The 22,533-nt window shown below is 49.9% G+C and carries 20 protein-coding genes; 1 reads left to right on the forward strand and 19 read right to left on the reverse strand.

Features of this window, described 5'->3' with window-relative positions:
• Positions 1 to 36: 36 nt before the first annotated feature.
• The 18 genes from AAZR23_RS14075 to fkpA all read right to left on the reverse strand — a co-directional run bounded on the left by AAZR23_RS14075 (position 37) and on the right by fkpA (position 21,314).
• On the reverse strand, positions 37 to 1,350 hold the full coding sequence (locus AAZR23_RS14075) for a polysaccharide deacetylase family protein (RefSeq protein WP_166706868.1): 1,314 nt from the start codon (positions 1,348 to 1,350) through the stop codon (positions 37 to 39).
• A gap of 84 nt (positions 1,351 to 1,434) precedes the next feature.
• Positions 1,435 to 5,661 (reverse strand): DNA-directed RNA polymerase subunit beta', encoded by a 4,227-nt coding sequence (gene rpoC / locus AAZR23_RS14080; protein WP_107680699.1) that lies wholly within the window; start codon positions 5,659 to 5,661, stop codon positions 1,435 to 1,437.
• Between the two features lie 108 nt (positions 5,662 to 5,769).
• A complete protein-coding gene (rpoB, locus tag AAZR23_RS14085) occupies positions 5,770 to 9,798 on the reverse strand; it encodes a DNA-directed RNA polymerase subunit beta (protein WP_107680700.1) in 4,029 nt (1,342 codons plus the stop codon).
• A 347-nt stretch (positions 9,799 to 10,145) separates the two neighbouring features.
• Complete coding sequence (gene rplL / locus AAZR23_RS14090; RefSeq protein WP_004242306.1) at positions 10,146 to 10,511, reverse strand: 50S ribosomal protein L7/L12; 366 nt, start codon at positions 10,509 to 10,511, stop codon at positions 10,146 to 10,148.
• A 66-nt stretch (positions 10,512 to 10,577) separates the two neighbouring features.
• Positions 10,578 to 11,075: a 50S ribosomal protein L10 gene (gene rplJ / locus AAZR23_RS14095; protein ID WP_004242307.1), complete on the reverse strand. Its 498-nt coding sequence runs from the start codon at positions 11,073 to 11,075 to the stop codon at positions 10,578 to 10,580.
• A gap of 319 nt (positions 11,076 to 11,394) precedes the next feature.
• A complete protein-coding gene (gene rplA / locus AAZR23_RS14100) occupies positions 11,395 to 12,096 on the reverse strand; it encodes a 50S ribosomal protein L1 (protein WP_046893914.1) in 702 nt (233 codons plus the stop codon).
• 3 nt (positions 12,097 to 12,099) lie between these two features.
• On the reverse strand, positions 12,100 to 12,528 hold the full coding sequence (gene rplK, locus AAZR23_RS14105) for a 50S ribosomal protein L11 (protein WP_004238484.1): 429 nt from the start codon (positions 12,526 to 12,528) through the stop codon (positions 12,100 to 12,102).
• A 148-nt stretch (positions 12,529 to 12,676) separates the two neighbouring features.
• Positions 12,677 to 13,222: a transcription termination/antitermination protein NusG gene (gene nusG, locus AAZR23_RS14110; RefSeq protein ID WP_004238483.1), complete on the reverse strand. Its 546-nt coding sequence runs from the start codon at positions 13,220 to 13,222 to the stop codon at positions 12,677 to 12,679.
• Between the two features lie 10 nt (positions 13,223 to 13,232).
• Positions 13,233 to 13,610 (reverse strand): preprotein translocase subunit SecE, encoded by a 378-nt coding sequence (gene secE / locus AAZR23_RS14115; protein WP_004238482.1) that lies wholly within the window; start codon positions 13,608 to 13,610, stop codon positions 13,233 to 13,235.
• 274 nt (positions 13,611 to 13,884) lie between these two features.
• Positions 13,885 to 15,069, reverse strand: coding sequence for an elongation factor Tu (tuf, locus tag AAZR23_RS14120; RefSeq protein WP_166706867.1), 1,185 nt, complete (start codon positions 15,067 to 15,069; stop codon positions 13,885 to 13,887).
• A gap of 77 nt (positions 15,070 to 15,146) precedes the next feature.
• Positions 15,147 to 17,273, reverse strand: a complete 2,127-nt coding sequence (gene fusA / locus AAZR23_RS14125; RefSeq protein ID WP_166706866.1) for an elongation factor G — start codon at positions 17,271 to 17,273, stop codon at positions 15,147 to 15,149.
• 80 nt (positions 17,274 to 17,353) lie between these two features.
• Positions 17,354 to 17,824: a 30S ribosomal protein S7 gene (rpsG, locus tag AAZR23_RS14130; protein WP_107680779.1), complete on the reverse strand. Its 471-nt coding sequence runs from the start codon at positions 17,822 to 17,824 to the stop codon at positions 17,354 to 17,356.
• Positions 17,825 to 17,920: 96 nt separating this feature from the next.
• Positions 17,921 to 18,295 carry a 30S ribosomal protein S12 gene (gene rpsL / locus AAZR23_RS14135; protein ID WP_004236497.1) on the reverse strand — a complete coding sequence of 125 codons (375 nt, stop codon included), beginning with the start codon at positions 18,293 to 18,295 and terminating at the stop codon, positions 17,921 to 17,923.
• Between the two features lie 132 nt (positions 18,296 to 18,427).
• A complete protein-coding gene (gene tusB, locus AAZR23_RS14140; protein ID WP_025154801.1) occupies positions 18,428 to 18,718 on the reverse strand; it encodes a sulfurtransferase complex subunit TusB in 291 nt (96 codons plus the stop codon).
• 19 nt (positions 18,719 to 18,737) lie between these two features.
• Positions 18,738 to 19,097 (reverse strand): sulfurtransferase complex subunit TusC, encoded by a 360-nt coding sequence (gene tusC / locus AAZR23_RS14145; RefSeq protein ID WP_052927228.1) that lies wholly within the window; start codon positions 19,095 to 19,097, stop codon positions 18,738 to 18,740.
• Between the two features lie 9 nt (positions 19,098 to 19,106).
• Positions 19,107 to 19,502, reverse strand: coding sequence for a sulfurtransferase complex subunit TusD (gene tusD, locus AAZR23_RS14150; protein ID WP_434693308.1), 396 nt, complete (start codon positions 19,500 to 19,502; stop codon positions 19,107 to 19,109).
• 14 nt (positions 19,503 to 19,516) lie between these two features.
• On the reverse strand, positions 19,517 to 20,218 hold the full coding sequence (locus AAZR23_RS14155; RefSeq protein WP_046894370.1) for a helix-turn-helix transcriptional regulator: 702 nt from the start codon (positions 20,216 to 20,218) through the stop codon (positions 19,517 to 19,519).
• A 337-nt stretch (positions 20,219 to 20,555) separates the two neighbouring features.
• Complete coding sequence (fkpA, locus tag AAZR23_RS14160) at positions 20,556 to 21,314, reverse strand: FKBP-type peptidyl-prolyl cis-trans isomerase (RefSeq protein ID WP_052927226.1); 759 nt, start codon at positions 21,312 to 21,314, stop codon at positions 20,556 to 20,558.
• 243 nt (positions 21,315 to 21,557) lie between these two features.
• On the opposite strand from fkpA, the gene AAZR23_RS14165 reads away from it, so the two are divergent.
• A complete protein-coding gene (locus AAZR23_RS14165) occupies positions 21,558 to 21,776 on the forward strand; it encodes a SlyX family protein (RefSeq protein ID WP_046894372.1) in 219 nt (72 codons plus the stop codon).
• A 70-nt stretch (positions 21,777 to 21,846) separates the two neighbouring features.
• Here the strand turns inward: AAZR23_RS14165 and slyD are convergent, their stop codons facing one another.
• Positions 21,847 to 22,482: a peptidylprolyl isomerase gene (slyD, locus tag AAZR23_RS14170; protein WP_046894373.1), complete on the reverse strand. Its 636-nt coding sequence runs from the start codon at positions 22,480 to 22,482 to the stop codon at positions 21,847 to 21,849.
• Positions 22,483 to 22,533: the final 51 nt, after the last annotated feature.

Here is a 22,533-nt window from a genome sequence, read left to right on the forward strand (position 1 = left end):
GATTAACAGGCCGTGAGTTGTTATATAAAAACAATATTATCTGTCGACAACAATATCCTTATTCACCACTTCCGGACCACTGTTGCCAATCATGGTGGCAAATTTTTCAACCGGGTCAGTTCGCAGTGCATAGAGACGTTTCAAGGCATACGGATTATCACCGAGACGGACCTTTCCCTGAATAGTCGTGACGGCCATCGTCATGCCGGCCTGCTGTGCGGCATCCATCGCATCCTGATTATATGCCCCGAAAGGATATGCCAGATAGTGCTGCTGCGGATTCAGTTTCGCCAGTACGCGCTGTGAACGCTGGTAATCCAGCAGGAGCGTATGTTCTTTGCGGCTGAAAATAATCGGGTTTTTGCGGTTATCGAGACGATGTAAGAAATGAGTATGTGACTGAATATCAAATACATCCCGTGACTGCATCAGTTCCGGCCAGCACATAAACTGCAATCCGTCCGGCGCCCATTTCTGTGATTTTGATTTCACCCGCGAGGAAATCACAAACAGCGTGGCCTTTTGGTCATTCTGTTTCAGGATCGGATAAGCATACCGGTACACCGATTTCAGACCATCATCGAACGTCAGCGCGACCACTTTCCCCGGCAGGTTATTTTCTTTCGCCAGATAACCGGCCACATCATCAAGAGAAATTGTCCGGTAACCGGCCTGCTTCAGATAGTCCATCTGCGCCTTAAAGGCTTCCACTGATGTTGTGGTTGAAGTATGGCGGAAGTTTCTGTTTTCACTGTCTTTCAGGATATGGTGATACGTCAGGATCGGGATACCTTTATCCAGTTCCACATCCGGTAAACGGATATAGGCCAGCCTGTCCGCCAGACGGATCGTCAGCCAGACAACTTTTTCACCCTCCCGGTTTTCTCTGACCATTTTAGCCAGAACCGGATAACGCAGATCACCAAACAGGGTGGCAACCGGGGATACCGAATCATCCGGTGTGCCGAAAACAGGAGTGTTGCTGATAGTGATCAGATAGTCATAGATCGGATTATTCAGTTCATTCAGCGTATCCAGCGGCGGCACGACTTTAGGTTTTTTATCCGACAGATACTCACTGCCGATAAAACCGCGGTCATTACCAAACTGTAACTCGCGGAATTCCCCTTTCATCGGGTAAATATAAAAACCGTGTGACGGATTCAGTTCAGCAACGCCCTGCATCGTACCGGCAACCGGTGCAAAAATGACCTGTGGTTCTTTTACCTGGATCAGTACCGGCGGTTCATCTTTCAGTAACCATTCCTGTGAATCTGACGGGACTTCCGCGGCCCGGCTGATACCGGTGACGGAGAATAAAACCATAATAATAAACAATACGTTGCGCATAATATGCCCATTTACTTACGGTACTGCACAAAAAAGCCCTCCTTAAAAAGGAGGGCTGTTCAGTCAGTTACATCGCTGTATCACTTACTCTTTACTGCCACCGAAGCCGGCGTTCAGAAGCTCAGCTAAGTTAGCTGTTGCTTCATCAGCACTGACCTGCTGTGGTGCTGCATCGGCAGTTTCTGCCAGATGGCGGCGGCGGATACGATCCTGGTGGTACGCGAAACCGGTACCGGCCGGGATCAGGCGACCCACGATGACGTTCTCTTTCAGACCGCGCAGTTCGTCGCGTTTACCCGCAACGGCCGCTTCGGTCAGAACGCGGGTGGTCTCCTGGAACGATGCCGCAGAGATAAAGGACTCTGTTGCCAGAGACGCTTTGGTGATACCCAGCAGATCACGTTCGAAGGTTGCAGGGATTTTGCCTTCCTGCTCCAGCTGACGGTTTGCCACTTTCACGCGTGCATATTCAACCTGCTCACCTTCGAGGAACTCAGAGCTTCCCGCAGAGGTGATGGTGACTTTACGCAGCATCTGACGAACGATAACTTCGATGTGTTTATCGTTAATCTTAACGCCCTGTAAGCGGTAAACTTCCTGGACTTCGTTCGCGATATAACGGGCAACCGCATTCACGCCACGCAGACGCAGGATATCGTGCGGTGATTCCGGACCATCGGATACGACGTCACCACGTTCAACCATTTCACCTTCAAACACGTTGAGCTGACGCCATTTAGGAATCATCTCTTCGTATGGATCGCTGCCGTCGATTGGTGTGATCACCAGACGACGCTTACCTTTGGTCTCTTTACCGAACGAGATGATACCGCTGATTTCAGCCAGGATAGCAGGCTCTTTCGGACGACGCGCTTCGAACAGGTCAGCAACGCGCGGCAGACCACCGGTAATATCCTTGGTACCGACAGATTCCTGCGGAATACGTGCCAGCGTGTCACCGGCGTTGATGGTAACACCATCATCCAGCTGAACAATCGCTTTACCCGGCAGGAAGTAAGCAGCAGGCATATCAGTGTTCGGGATCAGAACGTCGTTACCCTGTGCATCGATAATTTTCAGTGCCGGACGCATTTCTTTCGCACTGGCGGTACGTTCTGCAGAATCCAGAACAACCAGTGAGGACAGACCGGTTAATTCATCAGTCTGACGGGTAATGGTCTGGCCATCGTGCATGTCGGTAAAGCGGATAACACCGGATACTTCACTGACAACCGGCATGGTATGCGGATCCCAGTTAGCGACCGTTTCACCGCCGTTAACAGCTTCGCCATCACCTTTGGAAAGCTGAGCACCGTAAGGAACTTTATAGCTTTCTTTCGTACGGCCGAATTCATCGATCAGACGCAGTTCAGTGTTACGTGAAGTCACCACCAGTTTACCGGCAGTGTTACCGATAAGCTTCGCGTTGAACAGTTTCACTGTACCTTTGTTACGAACCTGAATGCTGGATTCCGCAGCAGCACGGGATGCCGCACCACCGATGTGGAACGTACGCATCGTCAGCTGTGTACCCGGCTCACCGATTGACTGTGCAGCAATAACACCAACGGCTTCGCCTGAGTTGATGATATGACCGCGCGCCAGGTCACGACCGTAGCATTTCGCACACACACCGAAGTCAGTTTCACAACTAACCACAGAGCGGACTTTCACGCTGTCGACTGAGTTTTCTTCTAACAGGTCACACTGTTTTTCGTGCAGCAGGGTGTTACGCGGGATAAGAATATCCGCAGTACCCGGCTTCAGAATGTCTTCAGCAGCCACACGGCCTAATACGCGGTCGCGCAGAGGTTCTTTAACATCACCACCCTCGATAACCGGGGTCATGACGATACCTTCGTGCGTACCACAGTCATCTTCAGTGATGACGAGGTCTTGTGCCACGTCAACCAGACGACGGGTCAGGTAACCGGAGTTTGCTGTTTTCAGTGCGGTATCCGCCAGACCTTTACGCGCACCGTGGGTTGAGATGAAGTACTGGAGTACGTCAAGACCTTCACGGAAGTTCGCGGTGATTGGCGTTTCGATGATGGAACCATCCGGTTTCGCCATCAGACCACGCATACCGGCCAGCTGACGAATCTGTGCGGCAGAACCACGCGCACCGGAGTCGGCCATCATAAAGATACTGTTGAAAGAAACCTGCTGTTCTTCTTCGCCGTCGCGGTTAACCACGGTTTCAACAGACAGGTTTTCCATCATCGCCTTGGCAACACGTTCGTTCGCCGCGGCCCAGATATCGATAACCTTGTTATAACGTTCGCCGGCGGTAACCAGACCAGACTGGAACTGCTCCTGGATTTCGGCCACTTCCGCTTCCGCTTCTGCGATGATCCCGGCTTTTTTCTCCGGAATAACCATGTCATCGATACCAACGGATGCACCTGAACGGGCAGCGTAGGCAAAACCGGTGTACATGATCTGGTCAGCAAAGATAACGGTCGGCTTCAGACCCAGAATACGGTAACAGGTGTTCAGCATTTTGGAGATTGCTTTTTTACCCAGCGGCTGGTTAACCAGTGAGTAAGGCAGACCACGCGGAACGATACGCCATAAGATGGCACGGCCGACAGTGGTATCAATCATGCTGGTACGCTTGGTGACATTACCTTCGCCGTCTTTCACTTCTTCAGTGATACGGACTTTCACACGGGCATGCAGAGACGCATGACCGGCGCGGTATACACGCTCAGCTTCCGTTGAACCGTTCAGTACCATGCCTTCGCCTTTGGCGTTAACACAGTCACGGGTCATGTAGTACAGACCCAGAACAACGTCCTGAGAAGGTACGATAATCGGATCGCCGCTTGCCGGTGACAGGATGTTGTTGGTGGACATCATCAGGGCACGGGCTTCGAGCTGCGCTTCCAGGGTCAGAGGGACGTGAACCGCCATCTGGTCACCATCGAAGTCGGCGTTATATGCCGCACAAACGAGCGGGTGCAGCTGGATAGCTTTACCTTCGATAAGGATTGGTTCAAACGCCTGAATACCCAGACGGTGAAGTGTCGGTGCACGGTTCAGGAGAACCGGGTGCTCACGGATAACTTCATCCAGGATATCCCATACGACCGCTTCTTCGCGCTCAACCATTTTCTTGGCAGCTTTGATGGTGGTAGCAAGACCACGCAGTTCCAGCTTACCGTAGATGAACGGTTTGAACAGTTCCAGTGCCATTTTCTTAGGCAGACCGCACTGATGCAGACGCAGGTAAGGACCTACGGTGATTACAGAACGACCGGAATAGTCAACACGCTTACCGAGCAGGTTCTGACGGAAACGACCCTGTTTACCTTTGATCATGTCTGCCAGAGATTTCAGCGGACGCTTGTTAGAGCCGGTAATTGCACGACCACGACGGCCGTTATCCAGCAGCGCATCCACGGCTTCCTGCAGCATACGTTTTTCGTTACGTACGATGATGTCAGGCGCAGCCAGATCCAGCAGGCGTTTCAGACGGTTGTTACGGTTGATCACACGACGGTACAGATCGTTCAGATCTGATGTCGCAAAACGACCACCATCGAGCGGAACTAACGGACGCAGATCCGGTGGTAACACCGGCAGCACTGTCAGGATCATCCACTCAGGTTTGTTACCTGACTGAATGAAGGCTTCCAGCAGCTTGATACGCTTGGTCAGTTTCTTACGTTTGGTTTCTGAATTGGTTTCATTCAGTTCTTCGCGCAGGTTTTCGACTTCCTGCTCCAGATCCATTGCTTTCAGCAATGCCTGGATGGCTTCCGCACCCATTTTCGCGTCGAACTCATCACCGAACTCTTCCAGAGCGTCGAGATACTGTTCTTCTGTCAGAATCTGGCTGCGCTCCAGGCTGGTCATCCCGCCTTCAACAACAACATAAGATTCAAAGTACAGAACACGTTCGATATCACGCAGCGGCATATCCAGCAGCAGGCCGATACGGGACGGCAGTGATTTCAGGAACCAGATGTGTGCGGTCGGTGATGCCAGTTCGATGTGACCCATGCGCTCACGGCGCACTTTAGTCTGAGTCACTTCAACACCACACTTCTCACAAATCACACCACGGTGTTTCAGACGTTTGTACTTACCGCACAAACATTCGTAATCTTTTACCGGCCCGAAGATACGCGCACAGAAAAGCCCGTCACGCTCAGGTTTGAACGTACGGTAGTTAATGGTTTCCGGCTTTTTCACTTCACCAAATGACCATGAACGAATCATGTCAGGTGAGGCCAGACCAATTTTGATCGCATCAAACTCTTCGGTCTTGGTTTGCGCTTTCAGAAACTTTAATAAGTCTTTCACGAAATGGCTCCTGTCGGAGTTAGACCTGTGAGACAAACGGTAGTCTGTCTGTCCCTTAAACCAGATTTACTGGTGCTGCCCGTGTACCACGGGCAGCCACAACGGTAATTACTCGTCTTCCAGCTCGATATTGATACCGAGGGAACGGATTTCTTTCAGCAATACGTTGAAAGATTCCGGCATTCCCGGCTCCATCTGATGACTGCCGTCGACGATGTTTTTGTACATCTTCGTACGACCGTTAACGTCATCCGATTTCACAGTCAGCATCTCCTGGAGGGTGTAAGCTGCACCGTATGCTTCCAGTGCCCACACTTCCATCTCCCCGAAACGCTGACCACCGAACTGCGCCTTACCACCCAGCGGCTGCTGGGTAACCAGGCTGTAAGAACCGGTAGAACGTGCATGCATCTTGTCATCAACCAGGTGGTTCAGTTTCAGCATGTACATATAGCCGACGGTAACCTGACGCTCGAACTGCTCGCCGGTACGGCCATCAAACAGTGTGATCTGACCGGAAGTCGGTAAGCCACCCAGAGTCAGTAATGCTTTGATTTCCTGCTCTTTCGCACCATCGAATACTGGTGTCGCTGTCGGCATACCTTTTTTCAGGTTATCCGCCAGGCGCAGAACTTCTTCATCACTGAAGGTGTTCAGATCCACTTTCTGACGCGGGTCGTTACCCAGGTCATAGGCTTTCTGGATGAATTCACGTAATTTCGCGACTTCCTGCTGCTCTTTGATCATCTGGTTGATTTTGTCACCGATGCCTTTCGCAGCCATACCCAGGTGGGTTTCCAGAATCTGACCGATGTTCATACGCGATGGTACGCCCAGCGGGTTCAGTACGATGTCAACAGGGTTACCTTTTTCATCGTATGGCATATCTTCGATAGGGTTAATTTTAGAGATAACCCCTTTGTTACCGTGACGACCCGCCATTTTATCACCAGGCTGGATCTGACGTTTAACAGCCAGATACACTTTAACGATTTTCAGCACGCCCGGTGCCAGATCATCGCCCTGAGTGATTTTGCGGCGTTTCGCTTCCAGTTTCTTGGCGAACTCAGATTTCAGTTCGTCATACTGCTCTGCCAGCTGTTCTAACTGATTCTGTTTTTCTTCATCAGTCAGAGCCAGTTCTAACCAGCGCTCGCGCGGCAGTTTGTCCAGTTTGTCAGCTTCCATGCCGCCGTTGATCAGAACGGAACGGATACGGCTGAACAGACCGGCTTCCAGAATCTGGAGCTCTTCGGTCAGGTCTTTCTTCGCGTCACGCAGCTGCATCTCTTCGATTTCGAGAGCACGCTTGTCTTTTTCCACGCCATCGCGGGTAAAGACCTGGACGTCGATAACAGTACCGGAAACACCGTTCGGTACGCGCAGAGATGAATCTTTCACATCTGACGCTTTTTCACCGAAGATAGCACGCAGCAGTTTCTCTTCCGGGGTTAATTGTGTTTCACCTTTAGGTGTCACTTTACCGACCAGAATGTCGCCGCCTTTCACTTCCGCACCGATATACACGATACCGGATTCATCCAGTTTGGAGAGCGCTGCTTCACCCACGTTAGGGATGTCGGCGGTGATCTCTTCAGGCCCCAGTTTGGTGTCACGGGACACACAAGCCAGTTCCTGGATGTGGATAGTGGTGAAACGGTCTTCCTGAACAACACGCTCGGATACGAGGATGGAGTCTTCGAAGTTGTAACCGTTCCATGGCATGAATGCCACGCGCATGTTCTGACCCAGTGCCAGTTCGCCGAGGTCAGTTGACGGACCATCAGCCAGCACGTCACCGCGTTCAACCGGCTCGCCCAGCGATACGCAAGGAGTCTGGTTGATACAGGTGTTCTGGTTAGAACGGGTATATTTGGTCAGGCTGTAGATGTCGATGCCCGCTTCGCCGGCATACATTTCATCTTCATTAACCTTGATAACGATACGTGACGCGTCAACGTACTGAACCATACCGCCGCGTTTGGCTACGGCTGTAACACCGGAGTCAACCGCTACCGCACGTTCCATACCGGTACCAACCAGCGGCTTATCAGCGCGCAGAGTCGGAACCGCCTGACGTTGCATGTTCGCCCCCATCAATGCACGGTTGGCGTCATCGTGTTCCAGGAACGGGATCAGGGATGCACCGACAGAAACCACCTGCTGGGTGGAAACGTCCATGTACTGAACCTGATCACGGCTGAATAAGCTGGATTCACCTTTGTTACGGCAGGTGATCAGTTCATCAACGAAGTGTCCATCGTCATCTAATACGGTGTTTGCCTGTGCAATGATGAAGTTGCCTTCTTCGATTGCAGACAGGTAATGAATTTCATCGGTAACAACATCGTCACGCACTAAACGGTACGGGGTTTCCAGGAAACCATATTCGTTAGTCTGTGCATAAACAGATAAGGAGTTGATCAGACCGATGTTCGGACCTTCAGGGGTCTCGATAGGACATACGCGGCCGTAGTGAGTCGGGTGAACGTCTCGTACTTCGAAGCCGGCACGCTCACGGGTCAGACCACCCGGGCCTAATGCTGAGATACGGCGTTTATGCGTGATTTCTGACAGCGGGTTGTTCTGGTCCATAAACTGGGACAGCTGGCTGGAACCAAAGAACTCTTTAACGGCAGCAGAAATCGGCTTGGCGTTGATCATATCCTGAGGCATCAGGTTATCCAGATCACCCAGGGACAGACGCTCTTTCACCGCACGCTCAACACGGACCAGACCCACACGGAACTGGTTTTCTGCCATTTCACCGACAGAACGGATACGACGGTTACCTAAGTGGTCGATATCATCCACTTCACCACGGCCGTTACGGATGTCGATCAGTTTCTTCATGACATCAGTAATGTCCTGCTGGCTCAGGATACCGGTACCGTCAGAGTCATCACGACCCAGTGAACGGTTGAACTTCATGCGGCCGACCGCAGACAGATCGTAACGATCTTCAGAGAAGAACAGGTTCTCGAACAGATTTTCAGCAGCTTCGCGGGTTGGCGGCTCACCAGGACGCATCATACGGTAGATTTCCACCAGTGCGCTTAAACGATCGTTGGTCGGGTCCACACGCAGGGTTTCTGACATGTAGGCGCCGTGATCCAGGTCGTTGGTGAACAGCGTTTCAATGGTTTTGTGACCGGACTGGCTCAGACGCGCCAGCAGATCCAGTGACATTTCCATGTTCGCTGCACAAATTAATTCACCGGTCGCTTCATCGATGTAATCACGTGCAACCACTTTGCCTGCGATATATTCAACAGGAACTTCAATCTGGCTGACTTCGTCTTTTTCCAGCTGACGGATATGACGGGCAGTGATACGACGGCCTTTCTCAATATAAACTTTACCGTTCGCTTCGATATCGAAGGATGCGGTTTCACCACGCAGACGCTCAGGAATGAGGGTCATGGTCAGTTTATTATTGCGGATTTCAAAGGTGGTCTTCTCGAAGAACAGATTCAGAATGTCTTCGGTGCTGAAATTCATCGCGCGCAGAATGATCGATGCCGGTAATTTACGGCGGCGGTCAATACGGACAAATAAGTTGTCTTTCGGATCGAATTCGAAGTCCAGCCATGAACCACGGTAAGGAATGATACGTGCGTTATACAGCACTTTACCGGAAGAGTGTGTTTTACCTTTGTCACTGTCAAAGAACACGCCCGGGCTGCGGTGTAACTGAGAAACGATAACACGCTCAGTACCGTTGATAACGAACGTTCCGTTTTCGGTCATGAGCGGAATCTCGCCCATGTAAACTTCCTGTTCTTTAATATCTTTAACTGTGCCTTCCGGTGCTTCACGCTCGTAAACAACCAGACGCAGTTTTACGCGCAGCGGTGCGGAAAAGGTAACGCCGCGGATCTGACATTCTTTCACGTCAAATACCGGCTCACCCAGACGGAAGCTGACATATTGCAGTTCAGCATTACCACTGTAGCTCTGAATCGGGAAAACGGAACGGAACGCGGCTTCCAGGCCGTTCTGACCGTCCGGATCGAGTTCAATGAATTTCTGGAATGAATCCAGCTGGATAGAAAGGAGATAAGGTACATCCAGCACTTGCGGACGTTTACCAAAATCCTTACGAATACGTTTCTTCTCGGTATAGGAGTAAACCATAGGGTTCCTCAGCTCGCTTGATCAGTGACCCGGCCTGCCCGTATTAACGGACAGTCGCTACAACTATCTAATTTGGACAGAAAATTGAACATTTTCTGTTAATACCCATTGCTATTACTCTTAAATCATTTCATTGCGCTGCTGACTACCGAGCTACCCGAGCGAATCGCAGTCATAAACACAGTATATTAAGTCGTCAATAGCAAAAAGTATTCGGAGAGTTTGCGGGTGTCAGATAACACAACTGTTACCCCGAAAACACACGCATGCGCATTAGCGCAAAAAGGCTGGTGACCAATAAGTCACCAGCCATCAGCCATTTTCAGGCTGCTACTGCAAAAAGTGGCTTATTTAACTTCAACTTCTGCGCCAGCTTCTTCCAGAGATTTTTTCAGAGTTTCAGCTTCATCTTTGCTCACACCTTCTTTCAGTGCAGCAGGTGCGCTTTCAACTAAATCTTTAGCTTCTTTCAGGCCCAGACCAGTTGCGCCGCGAACAGCTTTGATTACTGCAACTTTGTTAGCGCCGGCAGCTTTCAGAATAACGTCGAACTCAGTTTTCTCTTCAGCAGCTTCAGCAGGACCCGCAGCAACTGCTACAGCAGCAGCAGCAGAAACGCCGAATTTTTCTTCCATCATGGTGATCAGTTCAACAACGTCCATTACAGACATTTCAGCAACTGCGTCCAGGATTTGTTCTTTAGTGATAGACATACGATATGTTCCTAAAATTCAGAATAAGTTTATACGTTAAAAAGCAACGAAGAAAAGAAAGGGCAATTAAGCTGCTTCTTTCTGATCGCGTAACGCTGCCAGAGTGCGAACCAGTTTGCCTGCAGAGGCTTCTTTCATGGTTGCCATCAGGCGCGCGATTGCTTCTTCGTAAGTCGGGAGTGTTGCTAAACGATCGATATCTTTCGCTGCAATTAACTCACCTTCAAAGGCTGCGGCTTTAATCTCGAATGCAGGGTTCGCTTTCGCGAATTCTTTGAACAGACGAGCAGCAGCGCCCGGATGTTCATGAGAAAATGCAATCAAGGTAGGACCGACGAATACGTCTTTCAGGCACTCAGAAGAGGTACCTTCAACAGCACGACGCAGCAGGGTGTTACGTACTACACGTACAGTAACGCCAGCTTCACGACATGCTTTACGCAGACCGGTCATTTTATCTACAGTTACACCACGGGAATCCGCGACAACTGCAGACAGCGCGCCTTTGGCAACTTCGCTGACTTCAGCAACAATCGCTTGTTTGTCTTGAAGATTTAATGCCATTAGCTTCTTGCTCCTGGTTTAGCCGGGTATACAACCCCGGAACTCACTTCACTCAGCACCGGAAGGTGGAGAGCGCTAAAACACGGTGAGCAGAATACTCGAATAAAATTCTTGTGGCTCTGTCACCGTCTACGCAGGAAAATTAAGTAATCACTTACACCTGCGGTCTTGGACGGGGCCCGGAAAAGGCCGGGCTCCAACCGAAATTCTGAGCTGTTCCTGATCCTGTGATAATTTCACAAATCAAATACAGCAAACATTGGGCGTCAGATTCTACAGAAACCTGACCCCAATGTAAAGTGCTTATTATCAGCAGATATTAAGCAGCAGCAGTCAGACCAGACTGGTCGATTGCAACACCCGCACCCATGGTGGTAGACAGGCTGATTTTCTTGATGTACACGCCTTTCGCTGAAGATGGTTTTGCTTTTTTCAGCGCAACCAGCAGAGCTTCCAGGTTTTCTTTCAGTTTATCAGTATCGAAATCTACTTTACCGATGGTAGTGTGGATGATCCCGTTTTTATCGTTACGGTAACGAACCTGACCCGCTTTAGCGTTGTTCACAGCTTCAGCAACGTTAGGAGTTACAGTACCTACTTTCGGGTTTGGCATCAGGCCGCGCGGCCCTAAGATCTGACCTAATTGGCCAACAACGCGCATTGCATCCGGAGATGCGATAACAACGTCGAAGTCCATTTCGCCGGCTTTGATTTTGTCAGCCAGGTCTTCCATACCAACCAGTTCTGCGCCTGCAGCTTTAGCAGCTTCAGCGTTAGCGCCCTGTGCGAACACAGCTACGCGGACAGAACGACCGGTACCGTTCGGCAGTACAGTTGCACCGCGGACGTTTTGGTCAGATTTACGTGCATCGATACCCAGGTTGACAGCAACGTCAACGCTTTCAACGAATTTAGCAGTTGCTAATTCTTTCAGCAGGGCTACGGCTTCATTGATGTCGTACTGTTTGGTAGCATCAACTTTTTCACGGATATTGCGCATGCGCTTGGTCAGTTTAGCCATCGATTAACCCTCCACTACCAGGCCCATGGAACGAGCAGTACCTTCGATAGAACGCATCATAGCTTCTACATCGGCACCAGTCATATCCGCTGCTTTAGTCTCAGCAATCTCACGAACCTGAGCAGAAGTAATTTTACCTACTTTCTCTTTGTTCGGTTTGCCGGAACCAGATTTCAGACCTGCAGCTTTCTTCAGTAAAACTGCCGCTGGCGGAGTTTTAGTGATGAAAGTGAAAGAACGGTCAGCGTAAACGGTAATAACAACCGGGATTGGTAAACCTTTTTCCATGCTGTCTGTTTTGGCGTTAAACGCTTTACAGAATTCCATGATGTTCACACCCTGCTGACCCAGTGCCGGACCAACCGGTGGACTAGGGTTTGCCATACCAGCTGCAACCTGCAGTTTGATATAGGCTTGTACTTTCTTAGCCATTTAAAAAATCCTCAATGTGGGTAATAGCGCCGGGTATCCCGGCTCCCCTATGAATACAGGCCCGCGTGAAAACGCGAACCCCTGAAAAACAAAAGGCGCGAAATTGTAGATAAATTTCCCGCCCTTTGCAAGTCCGGAAAAGAAACCGTTACGGTTTTTCGACCTGACTGAAATCCAGTTCGACCGGTGTTGCACGACCAAAAATAGAGACTGATACCTTCAGGCGGCTCTTTTCGTAATCGACTTCTTCAACCACACCGTTAAAGTCTGCAAACGGACCATCGGAAACGCGGACCATTTCGCCCGGTTCGAACAGCGTTTTCGGACGCGGCTTATCACCCACCTGCTGCAGGCGGTTCATAATCGCATCAACTTCTTTATCGCTGATCGGTGCGGGACGATCGGATGTACCGCCGATGAACCCCATTACACGCGGCACATTACGTACCAGATGCCAGGATGCATCGTTCATCGCCATCTGAACCAGGACATAGCCCGGGAAGAATTTGCGCTCACTTTTGCGGCGCTGACCGCTGCGGATCTCGACGACTTCTTCCGTTGGCACCATGACTTCGCCAAATGAATCTTCCATCCCGTTGATTTTGATATGTTCACGCAGAGACTGCGCAACCCGGCTCTCAAATCCGGAGAAAGCCTGGATGACATACCAACGTTTTTTAGGAGAATCCGACATCTTTAGAACCTCAGAAGGATGTTATATAGGAAACAAGACGGACAAGGATACCATCAAGGCCCCATAACACTAACGACATAACTGCTGTGACAGCCGCAACGATAAGTGTTGTATGCAGTGTTTCCTGACGTGTAGGCCAGATCACTTTACGCATTTCAACCCGTGCTTCGCGGGCAAAAGTCAGTGTCGCTTTGCCTTTCGTTGTCCACAGTGCAATACCACCGGCTAATGCGATGACGACAACGACTGCCAGCGCACGCAGCGCAAGATTAAATTCGCGGAAGTAGTAGTTCCCGCCGATGGCAGCGATCAGCAGAACTGCGACCACTAACCATTTGGCAATGTCAGCACCACGGCCGTTTTGTTGAGCTTCGCTATTCGCACTCATAAACCAACCTGTAACCATGAAATAAAAAAGTCAGCCGGACTGCCTCGCAGTTGCAAAACAAATCAGACCAAAATTAAGGACAGATGCAATTGTATCTGACTTGGCGTCATAATCCAGCATGAGTTTCGTATTCTTCGAGATACTCACCATTCGTTGCGTGAGAGCCTATCTCACCAGTAGTTGATGATCAACTAGTGATGAGATAGGTTCTTCATAAGACAACGCAGAAAAAGGGCATCATTTGATGCCCTTTTTAGGATTATTACATCCGTAATTAACCCAGAACTTTCGCTACAACACCCGCGCCAACGGTACGGCCGCCTTCACGGATTGCGAAACGCAGACCTTCGTCCATTGCGATTGGGTGGATCAGGGTTACGTGCATCTGGATGTTATCACCAGGCATAACCATTTCCACGCCTTCCGGCAGTTCAATTGCACCGGTTACGTCAGTTGTACGGAAGTAGAACTGAGGACGGTAGCCTTTGAAGAACGGAGTATGACGACCACCTTCATCTTTGCTCAGAATATAAACTTCTGATTCAAATTTGGTGTGTGGCTTGATTGAACCTGGTTTAGCCAGAACCTGACCACGTTCGATTTCTTCACGCTTAGTACCACGCAGCAGAACACCAACGTTCTCACCCGCACGGCCTTCGTCCAGCAGTTTGCGGAACATTTCAACACCGGTACAGGTAGTTTTGATCGTGTCTTTGATACCCACGATTTCAACTTCTTCGCCCACTTTAACGATACCGCGCTCAACACGACCGGTAACAACTGTACCACGGCCGGAGATTGAGAATACGTCTTCGATTGGCAGCAGGAACGGCTTGTCAATTGCACGCTCTGGCTCAGGGATGTAAGAATCCAGGAAACCAGCCAGTTCAACGATTTTCGCTTCCCACTCTGCTTCGCCTTCCAGTGCTTTCAGCGCTGAACCGCGAACGATTGGGGTATCGTCGCCAGGGAAATCGTACTGAGACAGAAGTTCACGAACTTCCATTTCAACCAGTTCCAGTAGCTCTTCATCATCAACCATGTCACATTTGTTCAGGAATACGATGATGTAAGGAACGCCAACCTGACGACCTAACAGGATGTGCTCACGGGTCTGTGGCATAGGGCCATCAGTTGCAGCAACAACCAGGATTGCGCCGTCCATCTGAGCAGCACCGGTGATCATGTTTTTAACGTAGTCGGCGTGCCCCGGGCAGTCAACGTGCGCATAGTGGCGGCTTGGGGTATCGTATTCTACGTGAGAAGTAGAGATGGTGATACCACGCGCTTTTTCTTCTGGTGCGTTATCGATCTGATCGAATGCACGAGCGCTACCACCGTAGGTTTTTGCCAGAACGGTAGTGATTGCAGCAGTCAGGGTAGTTTTACCGTGGTCAACGTGGCCGATAGTACCAACGTTAACGTGCGGTTTCGTACGTTCAAATTTTTCTTTAGACACGACTCTATTCCTTATGGAGTCCCTTCTTCATTCTGAGAAGGGACTGAAATTAACGAGTTAAACCGGTAAATTACCGATTATTTTGCATTACGAGCTTCAATAACAGCCTGAGCTACGTTGTTTGGTGCTTCATTATACTTCAGGAATTCCATGGAGTAAGAAGCACGGCCCTGGGTCTGTGAACGCAGGTCAGTTGCATAACCAAACATTTCAGACAGTGGCACTTGCGCACGGACGATTTTACCGGTAGGCATGTCATCCATACCTTCAATCATACCGCGACGACGGTTCAGGTCACCAATGACGTCACCCATGTAGTCTTCCGGTGTTTCCACCTCAACTTTCATGATTGGTTCCAGCAGAACTGGTTTCGCTTTTTTGAAGCCGTCTTTAAACGCCAGAGATGCCGCCAGTTTAAACGCCAGTTCAGAGGAGTCAACATCATGGTATGAACCGTAATGCAGACGAACACCCATGTTCACAACAGGGTAGCCTGCTAACGGACCAGATTTCAGCTGCTCCTGAATACCTTTGTCAACCGCAGGGATGTATTCACCAGGAATCACACCACCTTTGATTTCGTTGACAAATTCGTATTCCATGTTGACGCCGTCAGCATCTTTCTTGTTCAGTGGGTACATGTCGATAACAACATGACCGTACTGACCACGACCACCAGACTGTTTAGCGTGTTTACCTTCGATATCAGTCACTTTCATAGTGATTGCTTCGCGGTAAGCTACCTGTGGTTTACCCACGTTCGCTTCAACTTTGAACTCACGACGCATACGGTCGACCAGAACGTCCAGGTGTAATTCACCCATACCGGCGATGATAGTCTGATTAGTCTCTTCATCACTTGATACGCGGAATGACGGGTCTTCCTGTGCCAGACGGCCCAGTGCGATACCCATTTTTTCCTGGTCAACTTTGGTTTTCGGTTCAATTGCAACAGAGATTACCGGCTCAGGGAATTCCATACGCTCCAGGATAATTGGTGCATCAATCGCACACAGAGTATCACCAGTAGTGACGTCTTTCAGACCGATAGCAGCCGCGATGTCACCAGCGCGAACTTCTTTAATCTCTTCACGTTTGTTAGCGTGCATCTGAACGATACGACCGAAACGCTCTTTCTTGGATTTAACCGGGTTCAGTACGGTATCACCGGAGTTAACAACACCAGAGTATACGCGGAAGAACGTCAGGTTACCCACAAACGGGTCGGTTGCAATTTTAAATGCCAGCGCAGCAAACGGATCTTCGTCAGAAGAGTGACGTTCAGCAGGAGTATCTTTACCGTCGTCCAGAATACCTTTAATAGCAGGAACTTCTGTCGGAGATGGCAGGTACTCAACAACCGCATCCAGCATCGCCTGAACACCTTTGTTCTTAAATGCAGAACCACAGGTTACCAGGATAATTTCGTTAGCCAGTACGCGCTGACGTAATGCTGTTTTGATTTCAGCTTCAGTCAGTTCTTCACCGCCGAGATATTTTTCCATCAGCTCTTCAGAGGCTTCAGCTGCGGCTTCAACCAGATTCTGGTGCCATTCAGCAGCTAATTCCTGCATGTTTGCCGGGATATCTTCGTAAGTGAAAGTAACGCCCTGGTCTTCTTCACTCCACTGAATCGCTTTCATTTTAACCAGGTCAACAACACCGGTGAATGACTCTTCAGCGCCGATAGCTAACTGAAGTGGTACCGGGTTGGCCGCTAAGCGGGTTTTGATCTGATCAACAACTTTCAGGAAGTTTGCACCCATACGGTCCATTTTGTTAACGAACGCGATACGAGGTACATGATATTTGTTTGCCTGGCGCCATACGGTTTCAGACTGTGGCTGAACACCACCAACGGCACAGTAAACCATTACAGCACCATCAAGAACACGCATAGAACGTTCTACTTCGATTGTGAAGTCAACGTGCCCCGGGGTGTCGATGATGTTGATGCGGTGTGGTTCAAATTGTTTACCCATACCAGACCAGAACGCAGTGGTTGCTGCGGAGGTGATAGTAATACCACGCTCTTGTTCCTGCTCCATCCAGTCCATCGTTGCTGAACCTTCGTGGGTCTCACCAATTTTATGGTTCACACCTGTATAAAACAGAATACGTTCTGTTGTGGTGGTTTTACCGGCGTCGATATGTGCACTGATACCGATATTACGGTAACGTGAAATGGGTGTTTGACGAGCCATTTTTTCCTCTCTCTTGGACGTTCGTTTAATTTGGTCGGGCAGCCTTACGGCTACCCTATACACAATTCACTACGGTTTGATTACCAACGGTAGTGTGCGAACGCCTTGTTAGCTTCTGCCATACGGTGAACGTCTTCACGTTTCTTAACGGCAGTGCCTTTGTTTTCAGCTGCATCGGATAATTCATTTGCCAGGCGCAGAGCCATGGACTTATCACCGCGTTTACGGGCAGCTTCAACGATCCAGCGCATTGCTAATGCATTACGGCGGACCGGACGAACTTCAACCGGCACCTGGTAAGTAGAACCACCAACACGGCGGGACTTAACTTCGACAGTCGGACGCACGTTATCCAGTGCGGTTTCGAATGCTTCCAGGTGATCTTTACCTGAACGCTGAGCCAGGGTCTCAAGCGCGGTATATACGATTGATTCTGCGGTAGATTTTTTACCGTCTACCATCAGGATATTTACAAATTTGGCCAGCAGCTCTGATCCGAACTTAGGATCTGGCAGAATTTTACGTTGACCAATTACACGACGACGTGGCATGGAAATACTCCGTTGTTAATTCAGGGTTGTCCAAAACTCAATGAGTTTATTTGACATTAATGCGATAAATGTTTGGCCTTACTTAACGGAGAACCATTAAGCTTTTGGCTTCTTCACACCGTACTTAGAACGAGCTTGTTTACGGTCTTTAACACCGGAACAGTCCAGTGCGCCGCGAACAGTGTGGTAGCGAACACCCGGTAAGTCTTTAACACGACCACCGCGGATCAGGATCACGCTGTGTTCCTGCAGGTTATGACCTTCACCACCGATGTATGAAGAAACTTCAAAACCGTTGGTTAAACGTACACGGCATACTTTACGCAGTGCTGAGTTAGGTTTTTTAGGTGTGGTGGTATATACACGGGTACATACGCCACGTTTTTGCGGGCAGGCTTCCAGTGCAGGAACGTTGCTTTTCACAACTTTCGAGCTACGGGATTTGCGAACCAGCTGATTAATCGTTGCCATTATAAAAAAAGCTCCTGGTTTTTTGCTTCGTAAACACGGATTTGTGCCTCGTATCTGTCAAAGACAAAACACGAGGACGCGAAATTTTATTGCTGACGCAACAGGGTGTCAAGAAATATACAATGATATTTGCTATTCCCACGCAAAATGTTGCGTGTGTGTGACGGTGAGTGCCACAAAACCAGTATAGTCTGTGATTCTCACTTTGCCCGAAAGGAACGGTAATAAACCGCGTGCTTCGGCATCCTCCCGCAGCACACAGGGAATATGACCCGACTGAATAAGCGCCTGCAACAACGGGTTACCTTCCGTTGCTGCGATTACGCCATCTTCGGTAAAAAGGATGTCATCCTCAGGGGATAACAGATTCAGTAATGATTGGATATCAGTACGAAATGGCGATTGGCTGACAGTATATAGCATCTTGCTCACCGTATGTAGATCAAAATGACACCACGGCGTCAAATGCCGCCAGTTTCCGCGCCAGTTCCGCCGCACTCAGACAGGTCACCGGCAGAATATACGGTGTCTCCGGGGACAATCCCCGTGCGGCCATATCTTCTGTGCAGCAGTAGCACTCTTCAATATCGTAAAGCGGCAGGACTTTGAAGGTGGAAATATAATCACGGGCGAGAATATTTGCCGGTGTTTGTTCCGGTAATAACTGTAACACCCCGTCGGACACAAAAAAGGCCGCGACCCCTTCCGTATAATTACTGGTTGCCAGCAGCGCATCCAGCCCTTCCCGGCCACCACTGCTGCCGTGAGGCGCACTTCTGAAAACAAAGGCAATACGTTTCACCGGATCTCCCTAAAACTGGATAACACGGTCACAGGTCACCATGGCTTCCGCCAGCGTGCCCAGACCGCTGAGGGCGAACCCGTCCGCCAGATTAGCCGCAGCCAGTTGCAGCGATGCCGCCTGAGCAGCATCAGTGACACCACGGCGCAGTGCCGCCGCCACACAAACCGCAAGCTGAATATCGTTGTCACGGGCAAGCTGCTGCCACTGACGCACCATATCGGTTTCGTCCCCGGCCGGTGATGTCAGCACATTAGCGTTGCTGACCCCTTCACGGTAAAAAAACACACACTGAATCCGGTGTCCGGCCACAATCACATGCCGGGCAAACAACAACGCGCTGCCGGCACGCTGTGTGCCGTAGGCAGGGCCGGTAACCAGCAGGCAGTAAGATAACGGTGTCATTGCTCCGTGCTGCCTTACTCGCCGTTTTTAAACTGGCGGATGTAGAGATAAACCGTGTGTTTGGAGATATTCAGACGCACAGCAACAAGGTTGATGGCATCTTTGATATCAAATATCCCTTTCTCATACAGGTTCAGCACCACTTGTTTGTTCTTCGCGTTGTTTGCCACATTGCGGTCGGCATTCACTTCTTCGATTGTCTGTTCCAGCGTCTGTGCCACCAGGTCTTCAACGGAAGAGGCGAAGTTTACATTGGACGTTTCTTCCGCCAGTTCTTTCGGGATGAAGGTCTGAACAACCTGAGAAAAAGGCACATCCAGGTTCATGTTGATACACAATAACCCGATGATACGGCGTGACTTATTGCGGATAGCAATAGTCAGCGATTTCATCAGTGCCCCGGTTTTCGCCCGGGTAAAATAGGCTTTCGACGTGCTGCAGTCTTCATCAGTAATGTCGTGCAGCATACGCAGCGCCAGGTCTGTGATCGGGGAACCGACTTTACGGCCGGTATGGTGACCGTTTGCGATCTTCACCGCTGAGCGCTTCAGGTCTTCCAGTGAGTGGAGAACGATTTCACAGTGCTCACCGATGAGCAGCGCCAGACCATCAACGGCCGCCTCATAGGATTTCAGAATTTCATAATCCGTTTCAGTAAACGGATGATTTACGATGTAATCTGAATCATTGTCATTAAATAATACTGGGTTAGACATTTAATACACCACTCTTTGTAACGTGTGAACGTCGTTGGTTTTACTCATCTGTAATCTTTCACTGCAGGAGGATTACCCTGTCATCATGTATCAATTATATACCCGTATTTACCGGGTGCAGGAAAGCTGCAAATGACGGGCTTCCGGTTCTGTGCAGATACCCGCAGGTTAAGTTATAGCGAAAAACAGGCCGTTTTGCGCCTGAGGTGATCAAATTCTGGTAAAAAATACAAAAAAACACGGATGTTTTGCAAATTTTTCATAATCCTGATCGCCGCGGAAACAAAAACCCGCACAGAAAAGTGCGGGTTTTGTCAGTTTCCGGTATCAGCAGGGCTTATTTGGCTGCTGGTTTGATATCCAGTAACTCAACGTCAAAGACCAGGGTTGAGTTTGCAGGGATACCCGGAACACCATCGGTGCCGTAAGCGGCTTCCGGCGGGATAACCAGTTTGGCTTTACCGCCTTTTTTCATCTGCTTCAGACCTTCGGCCCAGCCTTTAATCACGCTGTCCAGACGGATAGTCAGCGGCTCGTTACGATCGTAAGAGCTGTCAAACTGAGTGCCGTCGATTAATGCGCCTTTATAGTGAACGACAACGCTGTCAGTTTCTTTCGGAGATGCACCGTTACCGTTTTTCTCAGATTTGTAAAGCACACCGCTTTTGGTTTTTTCCACGCCTTTTTCTTTGGCGAATGCCGCACGGTATTTATCACCGGCTGCTTTGTTCTCAGTGGCCTCACGTGCCATTTTTTCCTGGGCGGCACCTTTCACCTGCTCTTCAAAACCGCGCAGAGTCTGGTTGATCTCTTCATCACTCAGCTTACTTTTGTTGCTGAATGCATCCTGAACACCCGCCATCATCTGGTCACGATCCAGATCCAGACCAATGGATTTCTGCTCATTCAGGGCATTTTCCATATAACGACCCAGTGACGCCCCCAGCGCATAAGCATTCTGCTGACTTGCGGTTTTAAATGCGCTGTTCAGTTTTACTTCTTCTTTTTTCGGCGCGGTATCCGCATAAGCCTGTGACATACCTAATGTCATTGCCAGCGAGGTTGCGACAACAGTCGCTTTAAACAGTGATTTCATCCTTTTCTCCATAAGTTTTGCAACAGTTACAGGACATACCGCACAGCAGATCACGCCAGAGAGTCCTTGCAGCCGTCACCGGGCGACATCATAATGTCACGGTTTTGTGATGCTGAGACAACCTTAGCAAAAAGAGGTTTCATAGTAACCCCCCAATAAAATATATCCTCTCACACTAAGTGTATTTCACAGGAATATTACATACTTTTACACAGTAATCCCCGTCTCAGACAGGAGAAAACGATGGACCTTTTTGAACTGGAACAACGCCTCGAACAACTGGAGAGCAAAACTGCCTTTCAGGATATGACTATTGAGGAACTCAATCAGGTGGTCACACAGCAGCAGATGGATATTACCCGGCTGAATGAAAGGCTCCGCCTGCTGACCGAACGCCTGAAAGCCACCCCCGGCTCAAATGTGGCACCGCTGTCAGAAGAAGTGCCGCCGCCGCACTACTGATAAACAACGGACATAAAAAAAGCGCATCCGTCAGGAATGCGCTTTTTTTGTCCGGTTCAGACGCGGATTATCAGTGACAACCGCAGCCGCCGTTACCGTGGCCGTGACCTTTACCGTGACCACCGCCGCCACAGCAGCCGCCTTCACCGTGTTCGTGACCATGGTCGTGATCGTGACCATGACCGCCGCCGCAGCAACCGCCCTCTTCGCCGTGGTCGTGACCACCGCAGCAGCCGCCTTCTTCACCGTGAACGTGACCATGCTCCAGCTCTTCTGCTGTTGCTTCACGCACACCGATAACTTCGACGTGGAATTTCAGGTTCTGACCGGCCAGCATATGGTTACCGTCAACAATCACTTCGTCACCTTCGATACCGGTGATTTCAACCGGTACAGGACCCATATCGGTGTCTGCCAGGAAACGCATGCCGACTTCCAGCTCGTCAACACCGACGAAAACGTCTTTCGGTACGCGCTGAACCAGGTTTTCGTCATACTGACCGTATGCATCATTTGCGCCGACATCAACGTCGAACACATCACCGGCAACGCGGCCGTCCAGTGCACTTTCCAGCCCGCTGATCAGCGCACCGCGACCGTGCAGATAGTCTAACGGAGCACTTGCCGGAGACTCATCAACTAATACACCGTCTTCTGTTCTTACCTGATAAGCCAGGCTCACTACCAGGTCTTTTGCTACTTTCATTGGTATCTCCTACACATCCGCGGGGGATAAGATTTTAATTAACGCGCCGAT

Origin of the sequence: Morganella sp. Je.2.23 (assembly GCF_051129855.1) — a bacterium.
GTDB lineage: Bacteria > Pseudomonadota > Gammaproteobacteria > Enterobacterales > Enterobacteriaceae > Morganella > Morganella sibonii.